Genomic DNA, 24176 nt, shown 5'->3' on the forward strand with positions numbered 1-24176 from the left:
GTGGAGAGGCAACTGCCCTGCTCGTGATGTTCGCGACGAATTAACCTTCCTGAATTGCACCTGCCGGCGTCGGTCAAGAACCATCGGTGCCAATCCGTATAATTTTAGCGGTACCCGCAGGCGCACCTTAATGACCAGAACAACTCGTATCCGGCCATTAAAGTCAGGAGAACCGGCGATGCCATAGCAATTTCCCAGCTGAGGAGAGCGCTATGTCGATCGATCCGAAAAATCTCGCTGGAACGGCCACACTCACGTTTTCAGACGATTTCAACTCGCTCAGCCTGTGGAATGGCACGAGCGGCACCTGGGATTCGACCTATTGGTGGGCGGCCGCCAACGGAATCAACATTAGTGGCAACCAGGAGGTCAACTGGTACATCAACAGCAATTATGCGCCCACGAGTTCGGTGACGCCGTGGACCGTGAGCAACGGCATCCTCGATCTTCATGCGGGCCCCGCAGCTGCCGCGATCCAGCCCTACATCAACAATGCCCAGTACACGTCGGGCATGATCACAAGCTATCACTCCTTCTCGCAGCTCTACGGCTACTTCGAGATGAGGGCCGAGCTGCCTGCCGGCCAGGGGCTCTGGCCCGCATTCTGGCTGCTGCCCACGGATAATGCGCTGTTCGGGACCGTGCCCGCTCAAGAGCTGGACATCATGGAGTCGCTCGGCAACAACCCGACCATCGACTACATGACGTCGCACAGTTCTGCGACCGGCAGCATGCAGCTCCAGCAGAGCGGAGTCTACCTCCCGACGATGACGTCTGGATTCCATACCTACGGCATGGATTGGGAGGCCGATACGATTACCTGGTACGTCGATGGAGTGAAGACCTTCCAGATTGCCACTCCAGACGACATGCACACGCCGATGTATATGATCGCCGATCTGGCGCTGTACGGGCCGGCCATCACCGACCCCAGTTCCCCGGTGGGCGGCGACATGCTCATCGACTACATCCGCGCCTACTCCGCCAAGCCGCCCGTCGTTCAGATCAACTCGTTCTCGCCCGACAGCAACGTCACCGGCGACGGCATCACCAACGCGAAGCAGATTACGCTGACCGGCTCGGCCGCCGTCGGTACGACAGTCCAGATATTCGACGGCTCGACCAAGCTTGGCACGGCGGTGACAGACAGCACCGGAAAATGGTCGTTCGTCACGGCAAATCTGACCGACGGGGTTCATTCGTTCACAGCGAAAACGGCGGATCAGAGCGGCAACGTCACGTCGTCGACCGCACTCACGGTGACGGTCGACACGACCGCGCCAGCGGCCCCGAGCATTGCTTCATTCACGCCAGACAGTGGGACGATCGGCGACGGCATCACCAACCAGAACCACGTCACGCTGAACGGCGCCGCAGAGGCCGGCAGCTCAGTCCAGATCTTCGACGGAACGACGCAGATCGGCACGGTGGTTGCTGACAAGACCGGCAGCTGGTCTTTCGCGACGGCAACATTGAGCGACGGCAACCACGCGTTCACGGCCAAGGCGATGGACGTTGCCGGCAACGTCAGCTCTGCCTCTACGTCGCTTACCGTGACGATCGACACGACGGCTCCCGGCCAGCCTGTCGTTGCGTCGTTTACGCTGGCTCAATCCGCCATTGCCGGTACTGCCGAAGCCGGTGCGACCATCGCACTCTACGACGGCGCCACCCTGATCGGCTCGGGAAAGGCCAAGAGCGACGGCACCTGGAGCATCAACGTCGGATCGCTTTCCTCAGGCTCCCACTCGTTCTCGGTGACTGCGACCGACGCGGCCGGCAATACGAGTGTGCAATCCAATATTCTCCAGACCAAGATCATCGAAAGCGCGGGAAGCACGATTCTGGAGCAGGTCGGAACCAGCCTCCACTTTGTCACGGGCAGCACCGACGTCGTATTCAAACTGGCGGGTGCCGCGGTTAGCACGGATCAGTTTCCCAGCTACAATTTCATCGGCGCCGAGAAGACGGCGACCGGCTACGACGTCGCCTGGAAGGATACCGGCACCGGCCTTTATACGGTCGTGGCCACCGATGCGAACGGCAACTTCCTGTCGACCATCGCCGGCTCGGTCTCCGGCCCAAGCGATGCGCTTAGATCGCTGGAATCGACGATGCATCAGGATCTGAACGGCGACGGCACGATCGGCCTGCCCGTCAAGATCATCGAGACAGCGGGCAGCACGATCCTCGAGCAGGTCGGAAACAGCCTCCACTTTGACACAGGCAGCACCGATGTCGTGTTCAAACTGGCGGGTGCTGCGGTCAGCACGGATCAATTCCCCAGCTACAATTTCATCGGTGCCGAGAAGACGGCGACCGGCTACGACGTCGCCTGGAAGGATACCGGCACCGGCTTGTATACGGTCGCGTCCACCGATGCGAGCGGCAACTTCCTGTCGACCATCGCCGGCTCGGTCTCCGGCTCGAGCACGTCGCTGCTCTCGCTGGAATCGACGATGCATCAGGATCTCAACGGTGACGGTACGATCGGCACGAAGGCCGGCACCGTCGCGACCAGCGTCAGCCTGCAGCTTACGATCGATGCTGGAGGCAGCCTCGAGCTCGCCGGCGCCGCGTCGGGCGCGATCACATTCGGCAAAAACACGGGCATGCTGATCCTGGATCAGTCCAGCAAGTTCACCGGCAATATCGTGGGTCTTTCGGGCAATGGCGATCCGACCGCCTCGGATATCCTCGACCTGAGGGATATCGCGTACGGGACCGGCACCCGGGTTTCGTACTCCGGAAATACGTCGGGCGGCGTGCTGACGGTCACCGACGCGCAAAACCACACTGCACATCTGAATCTGACGGGTGACTACACGCGAATGACATTCACCTTGTCCAGTGACGGACACGGCGGCACATTCGTCATCGATCCTCCCGCGACGAACGTCGCTCCGCTGACACTGTCGATGCCGAATCAAGCCGCCACGGTGAGCCAGGTCGGCGACGGATTTGTTTTCCATCCGTCCGCGGCCGCCGCCGGCGCAAGCACGTATGATGGCCACGCCCCGCTGCCGTTCAACGAGGCGCAGCTTGATTGGTACACGAATTCGATTGCGCAGGATGTGCATCTCGACATTCACGCCCTCGCGGATGCTATGGGCTACACCCACACCCACGACAGCTTCATGCTGCACGTGTAGAGGGAGCAGACGCGCGTCTTCCTGAGGGGGAGGGGGCGGAGGCAGTGAAGCCTGCGGACCCCGTCGTGACGGAATTCGCGACTGATCTGGAAAGCGCGAACGCATCCGACCGCGCGGTGCCGCGCAAATCTTGCCGAGAGGTAACGGGTCTGCCAGTATCGCGTGCGACCACCTGGAGCCTGAGAGATGCCTACACGCAGGGAGATTTTGGGCTCTGCTTTATCTGCGTTGCTTTACAGCCAGGCCCGAGCCGCCGAGCAGACCCCGACGCCGCTTGCAGATCTCAACTTTCTCGATCGAACGGCGTCGGACCAGCACGCGCAGGTCCTTCGTGGCAATCTGCGCTACGTGGACCACGAGGTGTTCGGCGATCCAGCCGGTATCATGATCGAGGAAGCGGCTCTGAACGGCGTTGAGGATGCCGGCTTTGCGGCAGAAGCCGTGCTTCCGTCGGGATGGCAGGTTACGCCGATGACCGGCAAGGTCGTCACCTTCAGCAAGGTCAACGCGACGTCCGGCCGCCTGCAACTGCGAGGAGACGCCGCCGGCCAGTTCTACGTTGTCATGGCTACCAACCGGCACTTCGCGGTCAAGCGCGGAGAACTGCTGACCGGATCCCTTGCCTTGCGGTTGGCAAATCGCGACGCGGGCGGGCTGACCAAGGTAGAGCTCTGCATCCTGCAGCTGAAGTCGGACGGATCGGCCATCCTTCCGGTCGCCGTCCCCATTCAACTGATGCAGACCGACAAGCCGTGGTGGGAGCAGATTCGGTCGGTGGCCCCCGAGGACGGTTTTGCGAGCCTCGCCCTGAGAGTGACGACGCAGGCGCGGTTCGACGCCACATTCGAGCTCCATTCGCCTCAGCTGGAGCAGCGTGCCTGGCGGTCGACGTTTTGCGCCACATCGCGCAAGGCCGACGACGTCATGCTGACCGACGCTGAGGGCTATCTCTCGCACGCCGAACGGTCGGTCCTCATTACGGCCGACGCGCCGAGATTTGCGGCGTCGGGCTCGCTATGGTGCGAGTACGCCGATCCCGACAACTATGTCGAGATCCGGCAACGCGAGAGGGTTCTCTATGTGACTGTCGTGAGCAAGGGGACCTCGAGCGAGGTTCGGCTCGGTGTCGTGCCGCCGTTGATGCGGTTTACCGTTTGCTTGGTTCAAGGCACCGGCGGACTCGCGACATCGCTCAATGGAAAGACTCTCAAGACGATCGATTGCGAAATGCCCGCGAGATTGAAACTCGCCCGACTGGGCAGCGGCCCAAGCGGCAGCTGGAATTCGACAATCGCGAGACTGACCCTGTTCGCCGCGAAGGTTTCAAACGGTGCCTCGTTGAGCCGCCCACCCAAAGCCTTCTTCGACGACTTCGATCGTCCGGACTCCCCGAATCTCGGCGCCTCGCCGACAGGACAGGTCATCCGCAGGATTGGCACGGTTGGCAGTATGATTTCGAAGGGGAAATGGGTTGTGACGGACGGGGGAGTGGGACTGGCGCATGCTGCGTATGGGATCGTCCGGTTGGACCGTCCGCCACGGTATCTGGGGGCAGTTCTCGATTGGACGGCGGGATCACCGGGTGGAGCAGCAGCGATGCTCGCCGCGACCGACGACGATCCCGGGAGATCCATTGATGCGCTCCATGCCGTCGTCACGGATCAAAAGGAGATCTTCCAGACCATGATCGCGACGAAGGTCGAAACGGCTCTGGCCGAGTTCGTCTATCCAGTTCCGATGGAGCGCGACGGCAGAACACCATATGGAGTCGCCTGCCTGACCAACTTCGCGGAAAAGGCGGTTGTCTACGTCGGTCCCCAAGGGGATCTGGCGCGTCACGTCCATCACACCTATACTGAAAGAGCCGGTCCGTTTGCTATTTTCGAACACTTTTGGCAGCTAACGCAATGCCGCCCGGAATTTCTCGCCGTCGCGGCGGCGTGAGACCGTTCCCGGTCATTGCGATGATCCGGAAAATTGGAAGGAGCGTTTCATGAGATACGGAACAGCCGTGCTAACCCTGTTGTTGCTATCCGGAGAGGGAGCAATGGCGCAGGGCGTATCGCAAACCCCGACTCAGACCGTTACGCAGCAACGCCAGAGCGGATCGGCGGTCTCGGGGGGACCGAATTCGGCAGTGAGAACCAACCAAGGCGTCAGCACCGGATTTAGCAGCCCGTTCACAAGTCCATTCGGAAGCTCCAATAGCTCCCAATCAAAGGGCGGCTACGCCGGTTCCGGCTCTAGCCGGTGATTCCTTACCAAGGTGAGGTTCGCAAAATCTGCCACCTGTCCGCCCTCGCGACGTAGCGATGCCTCCGCGTCCAGCGATCTAAATCCACGCCGGCGCGACAAGCTTAGTTAGCTGCTGGTTAAGCCTTCGCGTGATCGTTGCAAATCAGCAACTACCGTGATCCAAAAATCTGCTCCAACGTAGATTCACTTAGAGATTGCGCCGAGCCCATGATAGTTCCGACAGCATGGGGACTAATTTTAAACTCAAATTTTTTGCTGGAATTGCTCTCTGCGCCACGATTGCTTTGGCCGGGTGCAGCTATTTGCCGACGTCGGGGCCGTCCGGCCAAGCTGTAAAAAACGAGACGCCGGTCGATGAAAACAGCCTTCCGTACGCGCTGGTCCGCGTCAATTCAGACGTGGTGTCCGTGCTGGCGCGCAATACTGGCAGGCTGACTGTTACCTATCCTGATCGTCAGCCCCCCCGCGAAATCAGATTTGGTGTGGGCGACGTCGTCAGCGTGACCATCTTCGAGGCCGCCGCAGGCGGCCTGTTTATCCCGGTTGAAGCCGGTGTTCGGCCCGGCAACTTCATCGCCCTGCCTAATCAGACGGTAGACCACAACGGCAATATTTCGGTTCCTTATGCCGGCGCTGTCCGCGCGCAGGGGCGGACGCCTTCCGAAGTCCAGCAGGCGATCGCGGATTCGCTGAAGAATCGCGCGATCGAGCCCCAGGCTGTCGTCGCCCTCATTGATCAGCGGACGTCGCTCATCAGTGTTCTCGGCGAAGTGAACAATCCGGTTCGCTATCCCGCAAACGCTGCCGGCGAGCACCTGCTTGATGCGATCACGCGTGCCGGCGGCCCCAAGGGACAAGGCTTCGACACCTGGGTCATGCTCGAGCGCAACGGCAAGCAGGCTACCGTGCCATTTGGGGCGCTGGTGTATGAGCCGTCGAACAATATCTGGGTTCATCCGAACGATACGGTTTACGTCTATCGTGAGCCGCAGACATTTGTGGCCTTTGGCGCAACCGGCCAGCAGGGTCAGTTCAATTTCGACGCCTGGCGAATTTCGGTGGCCGAGGCCGTGGGCAAGGCGGGCGGCCTGAACGATACGCTGGCTGATCCCGGAGCGATCTTCCTCTATCGCGGTGAGCGGCGCGAAGTTGCCGCGATGCTGGGTGTCGACGTGAGCCGGTTCACGACGCCGATCGTCCCGATCGTGTACAATTTCAATATGCGCGACCCATCGACGTACTTCCTGGCGACCAAGGTGCTGATCCGGAACAAGGACGTTCTGTACACGTCGAACGCTCCAGCGGTGGAATCGGCGAAGCTGATGACGTACATCAGGCTGGTCACCGCAACGGTCAACGATCCGATAGTTGCAGCCTATAATGGTGCGGCCCTTCGGAACCTGGTTGTAACTGGTCCCTGATCCGCATGCGGCACGACCGGCGATACATCGTCGTCTTGAAGACGGCGGTGGTCGCCCTCAAACCGCGGCAGACCTCGGATGTGTTTGCTGCGCTGCTGTTCGCGGCCGTGGCCATTTTGCCTTTCCCGTTTGCATCAGTGTCCTCCGTCGCCATTTCGCTTTGGTGCGGCTTGGTGGGCATAGCGGTGGTCGGGCTTGCCTTGCGACCGCCGGCCATCGCTTCACCGCTTTTTCTTGCAGCCATCATTGCCGTCGGCGTCGCGAGTTATGCGACCATCCTCTATCTTCAGGTCGTGGCTCGAGCGCCGTCCGATCCCCTGGTCCATCCGATCTGGGCTCTGGCCAGCGAGATTCTGGGAATGCCCCTGGAGGCGAGCGCGTCTATCGCCAGGGGGCAGCCTTATCTCGCGATCGGCACGCCGCTTCTGAACCTGCTGCTGTTCACGGCGGGCTACATGTGCGGCGCCGACGAGACACTCTCGCGCCGCCTGTTCCGCACGATCGCTTGGGCGGGCGGCCTCTATGCCGTTTACGCGATTTGCTCCTACGCGCTCGAACCCAACCTGGTGCTGTGGCAGGAGAAGATCGCCTATGCGGGCAATCTCACCGGGACGTTCACGAACCGCAATGCGGCGGCGGTCTATTTCGGGTCGATCGCCATTGTCTGGTTGTTGCTCACGTTCCGGCGCCTCAATCTGCGCAGGAAACGCCGTTCCGGCAAACGCCGCCGCCCATCGACGACCCTCGTCAATTGGCGTGTCCTTGCGTTGCCGAGCAGCTTTTTTTGCATTTGCTTGCTGGCACTGGTCCTGACTGGCTCTCGTGCGGGTGTGGCGTGCAGCTTTGCCGGCCTGCTCGTGGCCTTTGGGCTGAATTTCAGATCGGAAATGTCGCCCAGGCTTCGCAAGTGGCTGGCCTTTGGCGGTGCCGTCGTCGTCATCCTGGCGATCTACCAGATCTTCGACAGCGGGTTGGGCGAACGACTGGAAACGGAAGGCACAACCGGCGGTGGACGCGCCAGCGTCGTGGCCTCGGTCCTGCGCATGATTTCGGATTTTCCGTGGCTCGGGAGCGGTTTGGGATCGTTCCGCTGGAGCTTCGCCGCCTATCGGAGTAGCCAGATTTCAGGCTGGGGCGTGTGGGATCGGGCCCATAACGTCCCCCTTGAGATTGCGGCAGAAGGCGGCCTGGTCCTGGCGGGCATCGTCGTGCTGGCTTGGATCGGCGCAATGGCGATCCTGCTGCGCGCCTGCCTGGACCCTAAACGCTCCCGTACCCTGCCGCGCGCCGCCCTGGCTGTCTCAACGGTCGCCGTGTTACACTCCCTGATTGATTTTTCCCTGCAGATCCCTGCTTACGCCGGTACCGTGATTGTTCTGCTCGGTGCTGCTCTCGCGCAAACGCAGAGGCCAGTGGCAGTGGCAGTGGCAGTGGCAGAGGCTGAGGCGGTTAACTTTGAAGTGAACCAAACTCCGGAAAGCCTCGACTGACGTTGATGTCGCGGCGCTATGCGGTTAAGATATCGTTATATTTTCGGAAAGGTTCATGGTATGTTCCAAATCGCTTTTAAGCAACAAATCACTGGCGTTGCAGCATTGGCAATTCTCGCAATGTGTGTAACCGCTCAGGTCCCGACACCAGCGTCGGCCCAGCGTTCGTCGCAAGCCACTACTCAATTCCTGAGCAATCCGGCGGAGCTTCTCGCCAAGAATCCCACCGGCGGCGCCGAGCTCGTCAGCGCCATTCGCGAACTGGTCTCGGGTGACGCAGCCACACTTCAGCCGATCATCAATTTGATCGCGAATGCCAATAAGGACCAGAAGGCGGCAATCGGCGCCGGCCTGGCGCAGGCTGCCAAGGTCATCGTCCGAACCAACCCCGGTCTTGCCACAGAAATCCAACAGGCGATTCTCAACACCAAGGATCAGGACGTCGTTCTGGCCTTCGCAGCCGGCGCGGGCGACCGACCGATCGGAGCCGCAGGCGGCGGCGGTGGTGGCGGTGGTGCTGGCGGAGGTCAGACCAATCCGCTCCAGTTCGGCGCGGGCGGCGGCGGCGGTGCGCAGCCGATCGGCGGAAGCGGCACCAACACTCCGCTGTTCAGTTACACGTCGAGCGTTAGCGGCTTGGGCAATACGTTCGCGAACTCCGGCACCGTTTCGAGTTCAGTAAGTCCGTGAGAGCAATGCCGGGGAAATCCGGCATTGGCTACGTTGCCGGCTCAGGCCGGAATGAGCGACTGCTTGCGAAACAGGCGGCCGTCTTGGCTTGCCGCATCACAATGATCCCAAAATGCTCCAGCTTCTGAAGCCCGAGGAACGCGAGATCGAACGCGCGGACTACGTGTCGCCCGATCAGATGTTCGCGGCTGCCCTCGGTTTCGCTCGCCGCCAGTATCCGATCTTTCTGGTCACGATGCTGATCACCCTCGCTTTAGGGGCCGCCTATCTCGTGGTGGTCCGATCGACCTATACCGCGCAGGCGACGATTATCATCGACACGCGAAAGCTTCAGCCGTACACGTCCCAGAACTCCCTCTTTACCGAAGTCCCCGTGGACTCGCCTGCCGTGGACAGTCAGCTCGAGCTGATCAAGTCCGACAACATTGCGCGATCGGTGATCCGCGACCTGCATCTGGCGCAAGAGCCCGAATTCTCCCGTTATGGCGGAGGCTTCGTCGGCAATCTCCTCTACTATTTCTACCAGCTCTTCGAACCCGGCGATGAGTCCCAGGACGAGATCGAGCGACGCGCCCTGCGCGAGTTCTCGAACAATCTCTCAGCGAAGCGCGTAGGCGTTACCTACGTGATCGAGATAGCGTATCGCTCTGCCCTGCCGGGGCGGGCTGCCCAGGTGGCCAATGCCGTCGCCGAGGCTTACATCAACGATCAGCTCGATGCCAAGTATCAGTCGGCCCGCCGTGCGGGCGACTGGCTTTCCAGCCGTATCCAGGAGCTGAAGCAGCAGGCGATCTCCGCCGATCGCTCGATCGTCGACTTCAAAAGCAAGAACAACATCGTCGATGCCGGCGGACGGTCGATTTCTGAACAGCAGGTCGCAGAGATCAACAGCCAGCTACTCGCAGCACGGACGGTCACCGCGGACGCGCGTGCACGCCTCGATCGCATCGAGCAGGTCATGAAATCGGACGTTCGCGACGCAACGGTAACGGACACTCTGCGAAGCGACGTCGTGAGCAAACTGAGGACGCAATACCTCGATATCGCCAACCGGGAAGCCGACCTGTCAGCCCGCTATGGGGTGAACCATCTGGCCGCGGTCAATCTGCGCAACCAGATGCGCGAGATCGCCAAGTCGATTACCGCCGAACTCGGCCGCCTCGCGGAAACCTACAAGAGCGACTACGAGATCGCCAAGCAACGCGAGGATGAGGCGCAACGCGCGCTGGAGGCCGCAGTCGCCCGCTCTCAAATCGGTGGCCAGGCCCAGGTCCAGCTGAAGGAGCTTGAGAGCAACTCCCAGACCTACCGCTCGATGTACGAGACCTTCCTGCAGCGCTATACGGAATCGATTCAGCAGCAATCGTTCCCGATCACGGAGGCCCGCATCATATCGAGCGCGGGCCGGCCGTCCAAGCGCAGCAGTCCCAAGACCATTCTCGTTCTCTCTATGGCGTGCGCCGGCGGCCTGATGCTGGGCTTCGGCATCGGCCTTATGAGGGACCTGTCCGATCGCGTGGTACGCACCAGCGATCAGGTCGAGCGGTTGCTGGGAGCTGATTGCCTCGCAACCCTTCCGGTTCTTCCGGCGCCCGCTCTCCAGCCCAACGACACCCCTCCGTTACCGCATGAGATGCAAGCCGACGCTGGAGCTTTCTGGGCCGTGGTAAGCTCGCCGTTCTCCAGATACGCCGAAGGCATCCGATCGATAAAGTCCGCGATAGACCTCAATAGCCGACTACGCAGCGGCCGCGTCGTGGGCCTCTCCTCGGCGCTCCCCGGCGAGGGCAAATCAACCACTGCCGCGGGCCTTGCGCTGCTCAGCGCGCAGTCCGGGCACAAGGTCATCCTGATCGACGCGGATCTTCGGAATCCGTCGCTCACGAAGCTGATGGCGCCAAACGCCGCCGCCGGCCTCGTCGAGGTTGTCCTGGGGCAACGCAAGTTCGAAGACGTCGTTCTTCGGGAGGGTACAACCGGCCTGGATTTCCTGCCCGCGGTGATCCATACCCCGATCGCACACACCAGCGAGATCCTCGCGTCCGAAGGCATGCGAGCGCTCATCGAGCGCTTCAGCAGCATGTATGACTACATCATCATCGACCTCTCGCCGCTGGCGCCGGTGATCGATGTCCGCGCCACCGGACATTTCATTCCCACCTATCTCCTGGTGCTCGAATGGGGCAAGACCAATATCGATGTCCTTGAGCGGGCATTGGCGAACGCTCGGTCGGTTCGTGAAAATCTGCTTGGCGTGGTCATGAACAAGGCCGACACGAATCTTTTGAAGCGATACGAGGGATACGGGACGAGCTACTACTACGATCCCAAGTACTCACAGCCGAGCTAGATCGTTGAGGAGTGGCGATCTCACCGGTGCAGCCGCGACTGGCATCACTTGTCTGCTTGCGGCCGTCTTGGGACTGGGTGGGCTCGTTTGGTCCGCCATCACGTTGCCGACCTTTTGGCGACAATTGCCACTGGAGCAATTCGCGAACCGCATCACTCGCGGGGAGACCTTCCCGGTCGACCGGCTGGAAGAGAAGCTCCGGCTTTATCGCGAGGCTGGTAGCCCGGTCCGCTGCAATGCCACCGCGGCCCACGATACGGCTGTCGTAGATCTGGCGATTGTCCGGGGGCAGTTCGACGCATCATCGGAAACGGACGCCCGCCTCGAGCGCAGCAGAAACATCGTCGTGGAAGCGCTGTCATGCTTGCCCTCAGATCCGTATCTATGGTTCTCGCTGTTTCAGATCGAAAGCCTTCGCGTGGGACTCCGACAGGAATACCTTCGCTACCTCGACATGTCGTACCAGGTCGGTCCTAACGAGGGCTGGCTCGCGATTCCCAGAAACCGCGCAGCCTTCGCCATCTTTCCTGCCCTTTCAGAGGCACTTCAATCCAAGGTGATAGACGAGTTCTGCTTGCTTCTGCGAAGCGAGTTGTATGCGGAGGCGATCGAGATATTCCTTGGCGCGGCTCGACCTCACCAAGCCGAACTGGTGAGCCGGATGGGCGCGGTCCCAATCAGGAACCGACAGCTGTTTGCAGTTCAACTCGCGCGCAAGGGTATCGACGCTCATATTCCGGGGACGTCTGTGGTCGTTCGCTGAAACGCGCAAAGCGACGTGACGTTCGCCCCGTCCGATCAGCACATCCCGGGAGAGCTACTTGCATGATGGCGATCATCAAAAATCGTAGTGGACGCTTCCTGCCTCGCCAGTTGCAATCACGCGAACGCTGCCCTGAGCACGGAGTGGCCCCGAACAAATCTGATCATGATAGCAACGCCCACACACATCACAGCATCCATGGCGAGCAGAACGCCCTCCTGGCCCCAGATCTTGAAGAAAACGCAAGCAATCGGCACATAGATCAACGACTGCCATACCTGCAGTCTCGCTGCTTCCTTGATATTGGACGTACCGATAAGCAAGGCGGAGAAGAAGAACTGCAAGGCGCTCAGAACGATGAGCAGCGATGCTCCCGTCAAAAACAGATGATCAAGTTCGATCGTCGTACGCAGCCAGATTGACAGCGCAAAATTACCGAACAGCCAGAAGCCCGTTCCTGCCAGGCAAGATCCTGCCAGCAGCATGATCCCACTGAGGCGCACGATCCGCGTGGCCGACAAATCGTCCCGCATCTTGAGCTTTGTCGCGACGATATTTGACAAGGGATACGTAAAGGCGATGACGAGCCCTCCATAGGACTGCATCAACCGCATAAATATTCCGAGTTCGATGACAGCGTCTGGGCCCGCCATGAAACCGAAGAGCCCGGTAGCAAGTTGATATAAAATTCCTATCCCGAGGCTAATGATGGTGAAGTCGAGCGAGCTCAGCAGTAGGCGCCGGGCGATCCGGGGCTTCCACCTCCAGTCGCTTGAAAACAGATTCCGGTTCCGGCGAACGACGTCCAGCGCATGGAAGACCGAACCCGGTAGAAAACCGAGACTGAGAAGGACGGCGGCGAAGACGATCGACGGATGGGCCGGAAATACAAACAGCAGCAACACGAACGACAGTACATAACTCGCCAGCTGGAACAGATACAGTCGATGCAGCTGATGGTGCCCTGCATCTATTCCCTCAAAGATCGAGAGGAAGAACCACAGGGCCAAGCCGAAAAACACGACCAGAATCGTTGCAATAAACTCGCCGTAGTTTGCGAGAATCACCTCATTCAGCGGCACCAGCCACATGAAAATCATCAGGGCAACTGCTGCAATTCCAAATAACATGAGATTGAGACCTGCTGCGAGCACCGCAGCAAGCGACACGGTCTCAGTCTTGAAGGCACTCGCACTCCGGCGAGTCCGAGCGACGACATTTGCGATCACTCGTCCCATGCCGACATTGGCAAACCCGATCCACGAACTGATACTTAAAATAACAAGGAGCAGACCGAACCGCGATGGTCCCAGCCTGTCGAGAACCATCGGAGTGCCCACCAGATTCAACAGAATTGCGAGCAGCCTCGCGAGCCATCCCGCAAGCGTCGATAACAATATCGGCTTCATATCGACCAGCGCATGCGTTGCAGCCCAAGTTCGCAATCAATAGATGATTGCGTCTGTGCGCGAGAAAAACTTTGCTGTCTCTGGTACCTTGCGAACATGAACCGCTGGATTTCCCGCAATGAGCGAGTAAGATTCCGGCTTTAGATGACTCACAACCGAACCGGCGCTGACCAAACAACAGTTGGGAATCTTGACGCCCTTCGTGATAAGACAACCTGATCCAACCATCGTATAGTCGCCGACGATAATTGGTGAGCAAGTCTGCCTACACGACAGCGGCTCGATGCCGTGCGTGACCAATTGCGAGCGAACTCCTGCAAGTCCGCTGTACATGCCGAATTCGATTCGATCGGAGCAATCGATATAGTGCTGGTGTGCAATCAGGCTCGCACGCTTCATCAGCAACTCCGATCGCCGCCCTGGGTTCTTCTTGAAGAATGGAGAGTTCAACTTTCGGGAAAGCCCGGTGATCCAGTTGAAATTTCCAATCATCGCTCCCTCATGCATTTCGAGGCTGTCAAGACGTCCGACGTAGTTAAAATGACCGACGGAGGCTCCCTTCGCTAAAGAAGCCTCATCAGCAAGGACAATCGAAAGGCCAATGCGAGAGTTCGCATCAATCGAAAAACCGAAGAGATTATTCAAGGCCCAGCGCCGAAGTGACCAAGGTACGAAGAATAACAAAACTTGAATGCCCGCCTTCAACATTTCAATGCGCTCCTAAAACTATGGAAACGGTCGCGGCCGGTGACGGCGATATTAAATTTTGACGAACGGACATCACTCAGTACCGGAAATCGAATTCAGGGCACCGGCATCCCATACGGCGAGTATTCGCCCGCCCGAAACCCCATCGTCCCTCAGCTCGAACTTCGGAGCAGGAAGTCCGAATGGAGACCGCATCAGGTTGATTCTCCGGAAGTCTCCGTCCCGAATATTGGAATTGAACCACACGGAACTATCGCTCGTCAGCAAGACGTACTTGAAGCCGGCGGACTTTATGTTGTTAAGGAGCGCAAGAGCATTTTTGAACGAGAGGTGGAAAAGTACTTCACGGCATATCACTACGTCGCCCCAGCGTTCGAGGGGTTGCTTCGTTGCATCCATGCAGGCAAAGCGCCTCCTGGAATTCGCGTGGACCTCGTTGTGAGAAGCGATCAACGACGGGACAATGTCGATACCGAGGTAATCGAACTCGCCGGCAACTCGAGACATCCAGTTAAAGTCGCCACAGCCTATATCGACGAGCCCAGTGCATTCGACATCTCGCAAGAACTGTGAGAGCTGACGGGTCAATGTGTCGGTAGCCATCGGCGAAGAACCGAGGCCCGAGAGACTCACCTGCTCCGCATTTTCGATCCAGGCTCCGTTTACGTAGATATCTGAAAATACCTCATCCAGCTGAGCCTTGCGCATGTGGCTCGTATCACGACCACGCACGCGCCTCGCAATATTGATGATTTCGTCCGCACCAAGGCGGAACAATACGTGGCGAACAATTTCCTTGCAGGACTGCAAATGATCTAGCGGCATATGAAGGGATCCGACATTGAACTGCGCTGATGATCAAGAGACATCGGCCGCAGGCTGTAGTGATGGCTGCCCTTGCGGCAACCTCGCATGACGCAGTGGAGTCGACGCGTACCGCCGTCTTGCCGAAGGCGTGTACGCCAGAAAGAGCATGAAGAAGAAAGAACCTATAAAACCGATATTGAAATTGTCCGGCTCAAACCACTGGATCAGCAGCGTGGACAGGACCGCCAGCCCGCAGAGCAACGTCCTGCGATCACTGTGCTTCGTGCCGATCCAGACCAGATAGAGCCCGCGGCCGGCGACAACGAGCAGTAAGAGGCCACCGAGCAGTAGGCCGAAGTCCATGAAGTAAGACAAGATGCCGCTATGGACCGCGTGCAGATTGTATCGGCTGGAACGGAAGCCGTATCCGAAGAACACATACTGGTCGATCGTCTCGAAGAACGTGTTCCACGATTCGGTACGACCGGTGAATCCCGAAAGAATTCCTCGATTGGGATCGAACAGCGCCAGATCGTTCGTGACCTTGTCAATCAGCCGGTCGGTGTCGGTAAAGAAGGACAAGATCACAAGCGCGACTGGGAGCGTCATCATGAAGGCTGCGAACATGCGAACGTTCATGATTTGCTGCGCGCGACTGAAGAGCGCTCGGTAGTTCGCAAAGGCGAGATACCCAAGGTAAAATAAGAGCGTGCCTATCATAATGGTTCGCGCACTGACTACGTAAGTTGCGCCGAAGCAAATCACAAATACAGGTAAGCTCACACGCTTGACCACCAAAGAGTGGAGCACCAACGCAATATAGGCGTATCTGGCATAGTGATTAGGGTGGATCAGACCGACCCATCGATACTCGTGAAAGCCCTGAACAATCGCGGCGGCGCTGAGGGATGCGGCCAGCGCCAGAAATCCCATCGCGAGCGCGTCGTCCACGCTCTGCGCAGGCGCCTGCCAAAAGCAGAGACAAAGCAGGAATGCTCCCAGCGTGACGACGTACTGGACAATTTGCCCTGACGACTCGATGAATTCGGCTGCAGCGACCGACGCGAGAACGATCAGGCCGGAGTAGATCAGGAGGAAGATCAGAATCGGCTGCGATCGGCGGATCGCCGCGTACGCACCGTGACGGGCGAATACCAACAAGCCCAGCAAGAGCGCGGGTACCGCGATGAATAGGCTGAACCCTCCAACATCAGCCTGAGTGGTAAGGCCGTTGCGCAAATCCATCAGCTGGGCCGGCGTCGCCTTGATGCCGGGATAGCAGATCGCGAGCACATAGAAGCTGAAGCCGAGCCCTGCCGCGTTGAATACGCCCCCCTTTGCGAGGTTGCGCAGTATCGCGAGATTCTCTGTGACGAAGACCGGTAGTCTCATCGCGGGCCGGCCCCAGCGGGGGCAGTCTTGAGGAAAAGAAAATCCGCCTGCACCGGGCCATGCTGCGGATCAACATACTGATTATATACCCCTCCCAGCCGAAATCCATGTGCCTCCGTCCAGCGCGAGATATCGCCGAACAGCGGTTGGCCCTCATAGAGATGGATAAACGAGCACTCGATGTACAGGGCTTCGAATTGGTTAATGAGATCGGCAGATCCCTCCAGGACGTCCAATTCACCGCCCTGAACGTCCACCTTCAGGAGCGCCGGCCCCCGGATGGCTCCCGCTTCCAGACAGTCCGACAGCCGGCGAACGGCTACCTCATCCATTCGCGCGGTCTGTTCCCCGAATATTTCGCGTTGGGCGGATCCCGGTTTCAGGAGCGAAGAAGAATCGTCCTTGCTCGTGACGTAGATCTTGGCCGATCCGGAGGTCGGCCCGATGGCGCAGGGGAAGAGCCGGACCCTGTCATCCTTGCCGAGAGCCTCGGTGAAGCGGGCGGCCGGCTCCGACAGCGGCTCGAAGGAGTAGATCTGCGCCTGCGGAAACAGCCGCCGCGCCATCACCGCGAATTGCCCCCTGTTCGCGCCGACATCCACGACCGTCTGAAAGGAAAGGCGCGACAGAGCCTCCCTGTGCTCGATGGCGGGAGCTATCCGCATGCTCAATAGCCGCCACAGCGACGGACGAAGCGCGCAAAACACGCCCTTCTGGATGGTGATCAATTGCATTTTTCGGAATTCCTCTTCCTCAAGCACACGACCCGGAACTCAACCGTACGCCTGTCGATATCGCTCGGACGTTGCCTGGCCGTCGAAGGTTGCCCGGCTGTAGCGAAGGGCCCCCTCGCTCAGCGCGGACCACTCCTTCGGTCCCATCGCGTGAATCGCCTCGAGTTTCTCGACGAAGGATTCCGGTTCTGAAAGCGACAGTGCCCAGCCCGCGTTGCTCGCCGCGACGTCTGTCCAGGGGCTCCTGTCGCTGATCAGCACCGGCAGCCCGAGTGTCAATGCCTCCACGATCGAATGACCGAAATTCTCCCCCAGCGTTGGATGCAGGAGGACGTCATAATCCGCCAGCTGCGCGAACAGTTCGTCCTTGGGCAGGTTTCCCTTGAACGTCACGTCGCACTGTCCGGTCCCGGCTCGCGCCATCTCAACGCATTGTTGCGCATAAGAACTGTCATCAACCTCGCCGAAGATATCGAGCGAGGACGCGACGGTGAGGCGGCGTACCACGTCGAGCGCAAAGGTGACGTTCTTTTGGACCGTCACGCGGCCAACCATCGCCATTCTGAGCTGTCCCGGCGGCTTTTCTCGCTTGGTCGGTCGAGGCGCTCCGCTCTCTACGAATTGCGAAACCATCAGCACCTCCTGGGAGCGCAGGTGGTTACGGCGGATATCGTGCTCTTCCGCGGGAGACCCCGCGAGGTGAACGACCCCGCGATAGAGGCCGGTCAAATCGGCCAGGCGGCAAAACAGGCGCTTCTTCAGGGCGGACGCGGACATGATCACATCCATGAAGATACCGTGCGGCGTGTGGAAGACGCGCTTGCCCCTCAGAAATCCCAGGCGCTTCAGGATGAGAGTTGGAATGGCGACCAGCGGATCGAAGGCGCACTGAATGTCGACGACGTCGAAGTCCTCCCTGACGCGGTCGAAGAGAATGCGCAAGCCGGTTAGCCCCGTTGGAATATACTCCACTGTGGCAGCCCCCATCCGCTCGCGATGAACGGGCGTTTCGAACATGGCGGCGCCACTGGTGAAATCGTGGTTGAGGGTCACCAGATGGAAATCATAATCTTCCGACATGTTGTGCATGAGATTGCGGATCGCCGTGGCAGGTCCGAGATGCGACAACGACGGAAAGAAGGAACGATAGACGATCAGGACACGCTTCTTGGTCATTTGAACTCGGACAGCGTTGCAAACCGATCCCCAGGCAGCTGCGCCCCGGCCCGATCCGGCGCACGCAATGGAATGTGCTCGGTCAAGCCATGGCGATCGAGTTCGGACGAGACGAGCGCGAGGGTTTCGTCGAGCTGCGACGGCGCAATCCAGTTGCGCATGCGCTCGAGAAGCTGGAGGCTGCCCCGGTACACGACAGCACTGTTGTTTCGGACCTCGGCCGTGGGGATATCGCCGTCAAAGGCCGTGATGGACCCGGCGCCCATGAACCTGTTTCCTTCGATCAGATTTCGTTCGGGCCGGAGAAGGTCCGAATGCTTGTAACCGGCGATTTCGGGATAGCGGCTCGTCCAAGGCTCCTTGTCGACGGGCAAGCTGTACAAATTCCGAACACTGAGCCCACCTGGAACTTGCATATGATCGTTTCGCCATACCTGCCACCACGATGCATATCCCAATGCGGCCCCCCAAATCGACGGCGAACTTAGAATGAAGAGGTTTGATAGTAACTTGTTATCCTTACCGCCGTTCATCAGTATCCCATAAGGGATGCCCACGATGACGTTGTCGGTGACGAGATTCCCGCTCGAAAACTCGTCAAGATAGATCCCCCGAGCATCGTTGAAGTACCGTCCGCCCGTCCCGAGCAATACGTTTCGGCGAATGACGGTGCCCTGGCTGGCGAAGTCGCGCGCGCTGTAGATGAATCCTGAATCGCCCGCTTCGGTGAGAAGCTGAGCCAGGAGGTTATCTTCGATGACGTGATCGTTGCCGGAATAGAGGATTCCGAACTGCGGTCCGTTGAACATGACGCTTCGGCGCACGCTCATTCCGACCCCGTCCATTTGCACCGCCGGAGCAAAGGTGCGGTAAACCAGGGAGAAGTCCTGGATGCTGCTATCCTCGATCGAAATGCGCCCCGGTGTCAGGCTGGCGCGGTCGCCTCCGGACAGCCACGCCCCGCGCCTGCCGACGGCGCGAATGCTCGCATGATCGATCCGGGAGTCACTGGAGTTCGTGTAGGCAATTCCATCGGCGCCCGCCAGCTGGACGATGACGTTCGAAAAATTGATCGCTACGCTGTCGCGCACGGTCACGGCGGTCTCGATGGCGAGTTCGAAGACGACGTCTCGGACGGTCAAATTATGAAAGCCGGAAACCGCCAGCAGGGTGTCGAGCACCGGCACCTCGAGAGTCTCGATCGGCTCCTCGGAGCAGAAGTTCAGCGTTCTTGCCGACGCGTCATAGAAAAACGAGTTGCATTGGGCAAAGGTTGCCAGATTGTAGAAATACACCCTCTCGGGAGGCTTGCCGTCTGCTCTCAACCTGTTTCGATCCGTCAGCACGCCCTTCGAATCGACGGCAAGGGCCCGTGCGTTCACGAAGAGATAGGAATCGGTGAGGTATCCGCCGATCCAGAGGTCGGGGGAGCGGCGCACCCCGTCCGGCAAATCGGCGAAAGCCATGGTCGCCGTGCTGCTCCGCGGATCGCCGGCGATTTCGACCACCGGCAGGAAGCCGCTGGTGGGCCACCTTGTGGATTGCAGGAGCGTCTTGCCGTTGACTCGAATCATCAATTGCCGCGGCGATATGGTCGAGAGCTTCCTCAGCAGCTTCTGCGCCGTTTCGCCGGGCAATTCGGAAAACGGCAATGCGTACTCGTATCGCCCGTCTCTGGAGCGCGACAGCTTGAGATGGTTCTGTACGAAGGTCGCTCCTGATATCCTGGTGCCGCCGGGCGCGCCGCGGATGATGATGCGGGAGCCCGCGGGCGGTTCGGGACCGGAAATGGTAAGAGGCTGACCCAGGATCTGGGCTTCGGCAGGCAGGTTGATCCTGTACGTCACCGGCGCGGTGCGCTCTTTCCCATCTTTCCGCACGAATTCGATTGCCTCAGCGAGCGAGGCGGCCTTGAGCGTCCCTTCCTCGCCGGGAATGCTCGTGCGCGTGCCCTCAACGTTGATGGAGACGTCGTCCGCCCTGCATCCGCTCGTCAGGACTGCCAGCAGCAACGCGAGCCCGGCAACGAGAGGGGACCGGCCCGACGGCATTACGGCAGAATTCATTTCTGATACTCGAATCGAGGTATAAGACTTGCCGAGCCTACCAGAGCCGGCATCCAGTAAGTTTCATCCGTGGAGGAGATCAGTTGTCTCACAGGAAGCCGGGCCGAATTTGCCTTGCACTTTGCGTGGCCGCGCAGTTTCTCGCCATTGCGAATGCACAGGCGCAGATGCAGCGATCCGGCGTCGGTGCCACGCTTGGAGTTGCCCCCCCGCCAACCGACGATATCTCATCCCGTCGGCACCGCAGCCCGACCGGAGCCGTCTGCCTGAGGCTCGCCGCGGCATCTCGCTCCTTTCCCAACAATGACCGCCTGTTCAATCATTGGATCTATGCTGAGAACATCTGCGGCGATCGTGTTAGGGTCCAAGTATGTTACTATGGCACGCGAAACTGCATCGACATGGATATTGGCGGCCACGAGCGGAAAGAAGCCATCCTTGGTACCCTACCAGCGACCAAGGATTTTCGGTATGAATATTCGGAACGCTTCTAGATTTCGGAACGCTTCTGGATGATGACTCTGGACAGCAAAATTGAGGGGAATAGCAGATGCTGAAGTCGATCGTCGCCGGGGTCCTGCTGACGATGTCTGCGGGCGTGGCCATCGCAGCCGACTACTCCATTATTCCGCAACCGCAGCGCGTGGCTCCGCGCCGCGCCGTGGCCGATGTATGCCACGTCGAGCGCTGTGGCCCCCGCGGCTGCCGGGTCGTCAATCTCTGCCGCTGTCCGGATCGTTATACCTGCTCCGGGCTCTACGACGCATACCGGCCCTATGGCGGCACGGCTTTCCTCAGCGTCTATACCGAATACTGATCTGTTCGGCTTGGTCCGGGATGGGAGCCTGGCTCCCCCTCCCGTCAGGCTTTGCACAATCGCCGTCGGTCTGGCGGAGCGAAGACACCTCACCACGCGTTGCGGTAGGTCTTGCCTGAAAACAGGGTCAGCAAAATGATCTTGAGATCAAGCAGCAGCGACCAATTGTCGATGTAGTAGAGATCGTGCTCGATCCGGTTCTGCATCTTCTCGAGCGTATTCGTCTCGCCCCTGAATCCGTTGACCTGAGCCCACCCTGTCAGTCCCGGCTTGACCGTATGCCGCCGATCGAAGCTGTCGATGCGCGGAGTGAAGAGCTCATTGTGCGTGATCGCGTGCGGCCGCGGCCCAACGACGGACATGTCACCCCGAAGAATGTTCCAGAGTTGCGGCAGTTCATCGATCCCGGTCTTGCGGAAGATGCGACCGATCCTGGTTACGCGCGAATCACCCTTCGATGCTTGTCGAAATTCGGCGCTGTCGGACACGTACATCGTTCTGAATTTGAGAACGCGGATTGCTTCGTTGTTATAGCCGTGGCGGATCTGGACGAAGAGAACCGGTCCCCTGGAATCGAGCTTCACGGCCAGCGAGGAGAGCAGTAGCAGGGGAGACAACACGATCAGCCCCGCGGCTGCTGCCACGATATCAAACGTCCGCTTGACGACGAGGTCGAACACAGACAGCGGTCGGCGCGAGATGGCAAAGGTGGCGATGCCGCCAATGTCGGCCGTCTGCGCGTTCGCCCAGAAGATGTCCCGATGCGTCGGCACCGCGTAAACGTCGGCGGGGATCTGCCTCAGCAGCGACAGTAGCGTCCCGACGCTTCCGTCCTCCTGCTTTCGATCGACGAGCAGGATGATGCTATCGGGTCGCAGAACCCTGCACCGTTCGACGAGCTTTGCGCCGGTCGCGCGATCGAAATCAGCCGCTTCCCCGGACGCGGCGTCCCAGCCGAGCGGGCAGGCAACAACGTCGAAACCTCCGCCCGATTTTCTCAACTGGCCTGCACAAGCCTCGCAATCATCGTGGCGTCCGACGAGCACCACGCGCTGCCTCTGAAGCAGTCCTTCCTCAGCGGCGTTCTGGAATGCGCGATAGGCGGCCAGCCGGACCAATCCGACCGTCATCGAGCAACCCACGAACTGCAAGATCAAGGTGCCGCGGGAATAAACGTCCGAGAGCTTGAAAATAAACAGGAGTGAGGTCAGGACAACGAAGGTGGTGGCCGCGGCTCCGATTCCTGCGGAAGCGAACCGGATCTCCCGCTGCTTTTCCAGATGCAGGAATTGACCAGCCATTGCGGCAATGCAGACCTCCGCCGCCCCGATGAAGCAGGATGCCAGCAGATAGACCTTCACGCGCAAGCCGGGAGTCGATGCGAGTTCGTGGTACACCCAAGCCGATGCGAAAGCCGTCATCGCAACGCAGATGAACTCGACAATGCTGATCGAAACAAAGGCGAGACCCGCGCGCGCCGGCAACGAGGCTCGCATGGAGCGCCAGACGGCGTTCTGCTTGGGCTCTGAGCCGCTATGGGGAAGGAGGGCGCCCCTCTCAACAATGTTCGTCACAGAAAACAACCACAAAATATGAAGTGCAAGTAAGAATTCGGTAACCTTACTGTATCTCTACCTGCTCGGAAAGACGATTCCGAGGGCAGCTGTTGACCAATTTTTTCGCTGTGGCGTTGAACTTTTCGCACACCGGACATACGCCGCGCTCGGGCATTCGGCGCCCGATGGAGGGCTGCCTCAGGCTTTTTTACGAAGATGAACCAAGGCTTGCTTGACGAAGATGTACCAAGACTTGGACGGATGTTAAGATGACCATCGTCACGTTGTTCGCTGGTGTGATCGGCCTTTGCTGATCGGCAACGCCCGCTGCCAGGTGCTAGTCTTGCTGCCCGCGCACCCTGGTCAGGGATACCGCGCTTGCGATTCTGGCGGACCTTGGGTCTGGACGGCGCTCCAGATGGTCGCGTTAACCATCATTAGTTTACAGGCAGGGTGTTTCGCTGCCGTTCTGGCAAGGCTCGCTTGGGACAATGCCCTTGGCGTTAGATCGACGACCTTTGGCTCGCCCCGCTCGAATTTCTGATATTTCTGATACTGGTGGCGGGCTGGCAGCCCTCCCGAATATGCCTGTCGGTATCTCCACAACCGCTGGTCACATTGGTGCATCGCGACTATGCAGGCTCAGCCCGATCAACCGCTGCCGTCTGGCTTCCTCACTTCACCTCAGCTGCGCTTCTACGCAGTAGGAGACATCCACGGACGGCTGGATCTGCTTGAGGAGGTTAATGCGAAGATCGAGACCGACCTGAAGAGAAGGCCCTGTTGGCGCACTGTTCGGGTGTTTCTGGGCGACTATGTCGATCGCGGTCTGCATTCGCGAGAGGTGTTGGACTACCTGGTGGCACTCGAAGGGACCTGCGATACCGTCTTCATATTGGGCAACCACGAAACGTTCCTGACGGATTTCATCCAGGTTCCGACGGTCCTGCCGACATGGCTTTCCGTCGGCGGCCTGGAGACCCTGATATCCTATGGCATCCGCCCACCGCGCAACCCGAGCCCGGCCGACCAGTCGCGGCTGGCGGCAGAGTTCGCGGAAGCGCTGCCCGTCTCACACCTGAATTTCATTCGCAGCTTGAGACCCTGCTTCGCCTTCGATGACGCGTTCTTTGTGCATGCCGGCGTACGACCCGGCGTGCCGCTGAGTGAGCAATCGCTGACGGATCTGTGCTGGATACGCGACGATTTTCTGCGGTATGACGGGCTGTTCGAGCGGCTCGTCATCCACGGACACACCCCAGTCCGCGCACCCGAAATTCGACCGAACCGGATCAACATCGACACCGGCGCCTACGCCACCGGGCAGCTGACCTGCATGTGGATCGAAGGCGGCCGAATGGGCTTTCTCTGAGCAGAGTGTCTCACTCC

The 24176-nt window shown here is 59.5% G+C and carries 18 protein-coding genes; 10 read left to right on the plus strand and 8 right to left on the minus strand.

Features of this window, described 5'->3' with window-relative positions:
• The first annotated feature begins 212 nt into the window (after window positions 1-212).
• The 7 genes from ACVIGB_RS37130 (at window position 213) to ACVIGB_RS37160 (ending at window position 12122) form a co-directional block, all read left to right on the plus strand.
• The gene (locus ACVIGB_RS37130) at window positions 213-3152 is read left to right on the plus strand and encodes an Ig-like domain-containing protein (protein WP_456718952.1); all 2940 of its coding nucleotides are present in this window, start codon (window positions 213-215) and stop codon (window positions 3150-3152) included.
• Window positions 3153-3359: 207 nt separating this feature from the next.
• Window positions 3360-5096, plus strand: coding sequence for a hypothetical protein (locus ACVIGB_RS37135; protein WP_456749271.1), 1737 nt, complete (start codon window positions 3360-3362; stop codon window positions 5094-5096).
• 536 nt (window positions 5097-5632) lie between these two features.
• Complete coding sequence (locus tag ACVIGB_RS37140; protein WP_456718950.1) at window positions 5633-6829, plus strand: polysaccharide biosynthesis/export family protein; 1197 nt, start codon at window positions 5633-5635, stop codon at window positions 6827-6829.
• Between the two features lie 35 nt (window positions 6830-6864).
• On the plus strand, window positions 6865-8319 hold the full coding sequence (locus tag ACVIGB_RS37145) for an O-antigen ligase family protein (protein WP_456718949.1): 1455 nt from the start codon (window positions 6865-6867) through the stop codon (window positions 8317-8319).
• Between the two features lie 60 nt (window positions 8320-8379).
• Window positions 8380-9009 (plus strand): hypothetical protein, encoded by a 630-nt coding sequence (locus tag ACVIGB_RS37150; RefSeq protein WP_092123381.1) that lies wholly within the window; start codon window positions 8380-8382, stop codon window positions 9007-9009.
• A 163-nt stretch (window positions 9010-9172) separates the two neighbouring features.
• Window positions 9173-11359, plus strand: coding sequence for a polysaccharide biosynthesis tyrosine autokinase (locus ACVIGB_RS37155; RefSeq protein WP_456749272.1), 2187 nt, complete (start codon window positions 9173-9175; stop codon window positions 11357-11359).
• 4 nt (window positions 11360-11363) lie between these two features.
• A complete protein-coding gene (locus tag ACVIGB_RS37160; RefSeq protein WP_456718947.1) occupies window positions 11364-12122 on the plus strand; it encodes a hypothetical protein in 759 nt (252 codons plus the stop codon).
• A gap of 116 nt (window positions 12123-12238) precedes the next feature.
• Here the strand turns inward: ACVIGB_RS37160 and ACVIGB_RS37165 are convergent, their stop codons facing one another.
• The 7 genes from ACVIGB_RS37165 to ACVIGB_RS37195 form a co-directional block, all read right to left on the minus strand.
• A complete protein-coding gene (locus tag ACVIGB_RS37165; protein WP_456718946.1) occupies window positions 12239-13531 on the minus strand; it encodes a lipopolysaccharide biosynthesis protein in 1293 nt (430 codons plus the stop codon).
• A 36-nt stretch (window positions 13532-13567) separates the two neighbouring features.
• Window positions 13568-14239, minus strand: coding sequence for an acyltransferase (locus tag ACVIGB_RS37170; protein WP_456718945.1), 672 nt, complete (start codon window positions 14237-14239; stop codon window positions 13568-13570).
• 72 nt (window positions 14240-14311) lie between these two features.
• Complete coding sequence (locus ACVIGB_RS37175; protein WP_456718944.1) at window positions 14312-15064, minus strand: class I SAM-dependent methyltransferase; 753 nt, start codon at window positions 15062-15064, stop codon at window positions 14312-14314.
• Between the two features lie 33 nt (window positions 15065-15097).
• Complete coding sequence (locus ACVIGB_RS37180; protein ID WP_456718943.1) at window positions 15098-16438, minus strand: O-antigen ligase family protein; 1341 nt, start codon at window positions 16436-16438, stop codon at window positions 15098-15100.
• The gene (locus ACVIGB_RS37185; RefSeq protein ID WP_456718942.1) at window positions 16435-17172 is read right to left on the minus strand and encodes an FkbM family methyltransferase; all 738 of its coding nucleotides are present in this window, start codon (window positions 17170-17172) and stop codon (window positions 16435-16437) included. Before ACVIGB_RS37185 ends, ACVIGB_RS37180 begins: the two co-directional genes overlap by 4 nt.
• Window positions 17173-17211: 39 nt before the next feature.
• On the minus strand, window positions 17212-18348 hold the full coding sequence (locus ACVIGB_RS37190) for a glycosyltransferase family 4 protein (protein ID WP_456718941.1): 1137 nt from the start codon (window positions 18346-18348) through the stop codon (window positions 17212-17214).
• Window positions 18345-20414, minus strand: coding sequence for a right-handed parallel beta-helix repeat-containing protein (locus ACVIGB_RS37195; RefSeq protein WP_456749273.1), 2070 nt, complete (start codon window positions 20412-20414; stop codon window positions 18345-18347). Before ACVIGB_RS37195 ends, ACVIGB_RS37190 begins: the two co-directional genes overlap by 4 nt.
• 83 nt (window positions 20415-20497) lie before the next feature.
• Here ACVIGB_RS37195 and ACVIGB_RS37200 point away from each other — a divergent pair, with 83 nt between their 5' ends.
• A complete protein-coding gene (locus tag ACVIGB_RS37200) occupies window positions 20498-20908 on the plus strand; it encodes a hypothetical protein (protein ID WP_143046816.1) in 411 nt (136 codons plus the stop codon).
• Between the two features lie 56 nt (window positions 20909-20964).
• The gene (locus ACVIGB_RS37205) at window positions 20965-21231 is read left to right on the plus strand and encodes a hypothetical protein (protein WP_456718938.1); all 267 of its coding nucleotides are present in this window, start codon (window positions 20965-20967) and stop codon (window positions 21229-21231) included.
• Between the two features lie 89 nt (window positions 21232-21320).
• Here ACVIGB_RS37205 and ACVIGB_RS37210 read toward each other — a convergent pair whose 3' ends face one another.
• Entirely contained in the window at window positions 21321-22715 is a 1395-nt protein-coding gene (locus tag ACVIGB_RS37210) for an exopolysaccharide biosynthesis polyprenyl glycosylphosphotransferase (protein ID WP_456718937.1), read from the minus strand.
• Between the two features lie 706 nt (window positions 22716-23421).
• Between ACVIGB_RS37210 and ACVIGB_RS37215 the strand changes: the two genes are divergently transcribed.
• Complete coding sequence (locus ACVIGB_RS37215) at window positions 23422-24159, plus strand: metallophosphoesterase family protein (RefSeq protein ID WP_456718936.1); 738 nt, start codon at window positions 23422-23424, stop codon at window positions 24157-24159.
• The last annotated feature ends 17 nt before the right edge of the window (window positions 24160-24176 follow it).

Source organism: Bradyrhizobium sp. USDA 4341, assembly GCF_054063755.1.

Bases quoted from the DNA above. Each gene is read 5' to 3' on its own strand.
- ACVIGB_RS37170 (WP_456718945.1), bottom strand. From the start codon at position 14,239: ATGTTGAAGGCGGGCATTCAAGTTTTGTTATTCTTCGTACCTTGGTCA.
- ACVIGB_RS37150 (WP_092123381.1), top strand. From the start codon at position 8,380: ATGTTCCAAATCGCTTTTAAGCAACAAATCACTGGCGTTGCAGCATTG.
- ACVIGB_RS37215 (WP_456718936.1), top strand. From the start codon at position 23,422: ATGCAGGCTCAGCCCGATCAACCGCTGCCGTCTGGCTTCCTCACTTCA.
- ACVIGB_RS37190 (WP_456718941.1), bottom strand. From the start codon at position 18,348: ATGACCAAGAAGCGTGTCCTGATCGTCTATCGTTCCTTCTTTCCGTCG.
- ACVIGB_RS37175 (WP_456718944.1), bottom strand. From the start codon at position 15,064: ATGCCGCTAGATCATTTGCAGTCCTGCAAGGAAATTGTTCGCCACGTA.
- ACVIGB_RS37140 (WP_456718950.1), top strand. From the start codon at position 5,633: ATGGGGACTAATTTTAAACTCAAATTTTTTGCTGGAATTGCTCTCTGC.
- ACVIGB_RS37165 (WP_456718946.1), bottom strand. From the start codon at position 13,531: ATGAAGCCGATATTGTTATCGACGCTTGCGGGATGGCTCGCGAGGCTG.
- ACVIGB_RS37185 (WP_456718942.1), bottom strand. From the start codon at position 17,172: ATGCAATTGATCACCATCCAGAAGGGCGTGTTTTGCGCGCTTCGTCCG.
- ACVIGB_RS37195 (WP_456749273.1), bottom strand. From the start codon at position 20,414: ATGAATTCTGCCGTAATGCCGTCGGGCCGGTCCCCTCTCGTTGCCGGG.
- ACVIGB_RS37180 (WP_456718943.1), bottom strand. From the start codon at position 16,438: ATGAGACTACCGGTCTTCGTCACAGAGAATCTCGCGATACTGCGCAAC.
- ACVIGB_RS37130 (WP_456718952.1), top strand. From the start codon at position 213: ATGTCGATCGATCCGAAAAATCTCGCTGGAACGGCCACACTCACGTTT.
- ACVIGB_RS37205 (WP_456718938.1), top strand. From the start codon at position 20,965: ATGCTGAAGTCGATCGTCGCCGGGGTCCTGCTGACGATGTCTGCGGGC.